Raw genomic sequence first — 3,619 nt, 5'->3', positions numbered from 1 at the left:
TAATCAAATAAAAAACCGTCTCAAAATTTAAGTATTGAGACGGCTTCGTGAGCAGTGTGGTGGCATTAGTTTTTTAGTATTACATACCAGTCCCATTCTTCCGGATTGCCAATTCCTACGCTTGGCGTATATAGGAATAAATTTATTTTTGCCCCGGGATTGCTTTGCCTGTAATTCCTGACAAGCTGAAGATCGTCAATGCTATTCCAGATTGCCTGGTAGTTTATCTGGTCAGGGTAAATGGCAAATTCATCGTACATTACTTTTTCAAAAGTGGATATTGCCGGCATTTGTAGAGGAACCGACCCTTTATTAAACTGTTCAGGGGCATCTATGAAACATGGGAAAGCCATAAAACCTGTACCCATCCATATAATACTGCCCATAAAAAGTGGTTGCCCCGTTTCCTGGTAATATAAGGTAATGTCGCCAAAATCAGAGGGCGCGTTATAATCATAAGAAATAGTGAAAGTGTCGGCTTCAGGAAATTCAAGTTCTACCCCTCCTTCGAATACGTTGGTTTCGTAATCCACCTTCAACAACATTACTTTATTTCCCGGGCTGCCAGATCCATCACCGGGAGTATCGTCCGTTGGGGGTTGTTGTGATGAAGAGTCATCCGAAACCGTTGAAGTAGTTACCGAATCTTCGGAGCAGCCTATAGCCAGGCTACTTAAGAGCAATAGTAAAATAATTTTTTTCATACTAATCAATTTTTAAGAAAAGATGTAGGCTTTAGCAAAAGGTTGCGCTGGTACCTACAAAAATTTGTCGGTAATGGCACCGGACGCTATAAAACCCCCTGTCCACGCGTTCTGGAAATTGAAGCCGCCGGTTATGGCATCAATGTTCAGCACCTCCCCCGCAAAATACAGGCTGGGCTGCAGCCTGCTCTCCATGGTTTTAAAGTTAACCTCCTTCAGGTCCACGCCGCCTGCGGTAACAAACTCTTCCTTAAAGGTACTTTTGCCGTTTACCCGGAACTCCGCATTAATAAGCTGGTTTACCAATGCCTGGAGCTCTTGTTTAGATAAATCAGCCCAACGGGTTTCGGTGCCTATGCCTGCTGCGTTCACCAGGCTTTCCCACAACCGGTTAGGAAAATCAAAGGGTGAGCGCCTGGCAACTGTTTTTTTAGCCTGTTCCTGTTTGAGTGTTCTAAGCAATCCTTCGCATTCTTCAGCGCTAAGGTCATTAAGCCAGTTTACCTGAAGCACAAACTGGTAATTTTTATCAAAAAGCTCCCTTGCCCCCCAGGCTGACAGGCGCAGTATGCCAGGGCCGCTCATGCCCCAGTGGGTAATAAGCAGCGGGCCCGATGCCTGCAGCTTAGTACCTTTTACCCTGACTGAAGCCAGTGCCGAAACACCCATTAAATCCTTTATCCTGGGGTCTTTGATGTTAAAGGTAAACAATGATGGCACCGGCGGTACTATAGTGTGTCCAAGCCCTTGTAGCATATCCCACATTTTTGGGTTGCTGCCTGTGGCCATAACAAGATTTTCCGCTAAAAAATTTTCTTTATTGGTATCTATTTTCCAATGCTTCTGCGAACGGTATACTGACTGTATGCTTTCTCCCAAAAGTATCTGTATATCCAGTTTTCTTGCAGCGGTAAAAAAACAGTCTATAATGGTTTGCGAACTGTCTGTTACAGGAAACATCCTGCCATCATCCTCAATCTTAAGTTCTACGCCACGATGCTCAAACCATTCAATAGTATCGCCGGAGCAAAAACGGTTAAAAGGGCCACGCAGTTCCTTCTCTCCCCGGGGATAAAACTTCACCAGTTCATCCGGCACAAAGCAGGCATGGGTAACATTGCACCTGCCCCCACCGGAAATACGTACTTTGCCCAGTACTTCCTGGCCGCGCTCCAAAATCGCTACCTTCAGTTTCGGGTTGCGTTCGGCAATATTTATGGCAGTGAAAAATCCTGCCGCACCGCCCCCTGCTATTATAACATCAAAGCTTTTACTCATAATCGTTCAGGGTAATCAGAAATAATACCGTCCACTCCAAAACCTTTTACACGCTCAATATCACTCTGCTCATTAACGGTCCAGGTATATACTTTAAAGCCTGCTTCCCGGGCTTTATTCACATTATTTTTAGTAAGCAGCGTGTAGTGCGGGTGTATGGCTTTCGCCGAAAACTCCTCGGCCCACTCCCACGCCTGGGTAACACTGGCCTGTGTGAGGATGCCCAGCCGTACGTATGGGTTTAGCTGACTCATAATCTTCAATTCCTCCCGCTGGAAACTGGACACGATAAAGTCGGTATAGCTGTATCCCTTTTCACGCACGTACATGTTTACAAAATCAGATACCGAGCCTGCAGTATGGCGGCCTTTCATTTCGATGTTGACAAGGCACTTTTTGCCTATAACTTCCATCACCTCATCAAGCGTAGGGATAATGTAGCTGCCTTCTACCTTCAGGTGCTTTAGTTCCTCCAGGGTAAGCTTGTGTACTTCGCCCGTGCCGTTGGTAGTGCGGTCAACTGTAAAATCATGTATTGCCACCAGTTCGCCGGTAGCGCATACATGCACGTCAAGCTCTATACCATCAGCACCCAGGGTAAGGGCCTGCTGAAACGAAGCCAGGGTATTTTCCGCTACATGGGCTTTTGCACCCCTATGCCCTATTTTAAGCATAAATATTTTTTTGTAAAGATACCAAAAACAAAAAAGCACGGAGTTGCCCGTGCTTTATAGGAATCAGTAAGCTATTAGTTTTTGACCAGTTTGATGACCTTCAGGCTGTTGCCGGAATAAACAGTGGCGAAGTACAAACCTGATGAAAGGCCGGAAGCATCAATACTTGCTGATGTACCTGTAACAGCCTTATCAAGAATAATTTTACCTGAAATATCGGCAAGGGTTATCCTTTCTGCAGCAGTAAATGTAAAGTTCCAGCTGTTTTGAGCAGGGTTTGGATAAACCATTATACCTGTAGCTTCAAAATCCCTGGTATTGTTTACAACCGCTTCAAATGAATACGCTGCCGTAAGCCTGTTAAACGTAATATTATACGTACCTGCTGTTACCGGGATATTAGGGCCGTCCGGAACACCTGTGCCAGAAGGGAAAGCCGTACCTCCCCAGTTGGCAACACCAAAGTTGTTATTTACCCTGAACTTAAGCTCTCCTGTAGTTAACACCTGATTTTCAAGTGTATATAGATTGCCGTCGGCAGTTATTAAAGGCACGTCTGTATTCCAGCCTGCTGCTGCGTTCCCTATGATACTGAGCGTTACATAACTAAAGCTATAAGCGCCGGTTTGCCTGTTAAACGTAATGTTATAAGTTCCGGCTGCCAGAGGTATGTCTGCACCATCCTGCACGCCTACACCCGAAGGAAAAGTAGTACTGCCCCAGTTTACAGCCCATGATCCGGTTTGGCGGAATTTGGCGCCGCCGGCGGTAACTGTAAAATTGCTTAATGTATAGGTAATTCCGTCAAATGTTACCATAGGTACATCGACCCAGTTATTGAACTGCCCAAGGAAAGAAACAGACTGGAAGTTTTGCACATTTACAAAACTATAGGCCAGGGTGTTTTTATTAAATGTAACCAATAGCGTCCTAAACAATAAAAAAAAGAATGGTTAGTTTTTA

Annotated in this window: 4 protein-coding genes; all 4 read right to left on the bottom strand. The window is 45.0% G+C overall.

Going from position 1 to position 3,619, the window contains the following annotated elements; translation table 11 throughout:
• Positions 1 to 65: 65 nt before the first annotated feature.
• Complete coding sequence (locus tag CHU92_RS01025; protein WP_094411720.1) at positions 66 to 704, bottom strand: hypothetical protein; 639 nt, start codon at positions 702 to 704, stop codon at positions 66 to 68.
• Between the two features lie 54 nt (positions 705 to 758).
• Complete coding sequence (locus CHU92_RS01020) at positions 759 to 1,982, bottom strand: BaiN/RdsA family NAD(P)/FAD-dependent oxidoreductase (RefSeq protein WP_094411718.1); 1,224 nt, start codon at positions 1,980 to 1,982, stop codon at positions 759 to 761.
• On the bottom strand, positions 1,979 to 2,656 hold the full coding sequence (locus CHU92_RS01015; RefSeq protein ID WP_094411716.1) for a glycerophosphodiester phosphodiesterase: 678 nt from the start codon (positions 2,654 to 2,656) through the stop codon (positions 1,979 to 1,981). Before CHU92_RS01015 ends, CHU92_RS01020 begins: the two co-directional genes overlap by 4 nt.
• 74 nt (positions 2,657 to 2,730) lie before the next feature.
• Entirely contained in the window at positions 2,731 to 3,594 is an 864-nt protein-coding gene (locus tag CHU92_RS01010) for a T9SS type A sorting domain-containing protein (protein WP_129582968.1), read from the bottom strand.
• Positions 3,595 to 3,619 lie beyond the last annotated feature (25 nt).

The sequence above is a fragment of the Flavobacterium cyanobacteriorum genome, from assembly GCF_002251835.1.
Classification (GTDB): Bacteria; Bacteroidota; Bacteroidia; order Flavobacteriales; family Flavobacteriaceae; genus Flavobacterium; species Flavobacterium cyanobacteriorum.
Note: the sequence above shows the minus strand (reverse complement) of the source record. Positions and strands in the feature narration are given on the sequence as shown.

Excerpts from the sequence above, each read along its gene's own strand:
- CHU92_RS01025 (WP_094411720.1), bottom strand. The coding sequence starts at position 704 with ATGAAAAAAATTATTTTACTATTGCTCTTAAGTAGCCTGGCTATAGGC.
- CHU92_RS01020 (WP_094411718.1), bottom strand. The coding sequence starts at position 1,982 with ATGAGTAAAAGCTTTGATGTTATAATAGCAGGGGGCGGTGCGGCAGGA.
- CHU92_RS01015 (WP_094411716.1), bottom strand. The coding sequence starts at position 2,656 with ATGCTTAAAATAGGGCATAGGGGTGCAAAAGCCCATGTAGCGGAAAAT.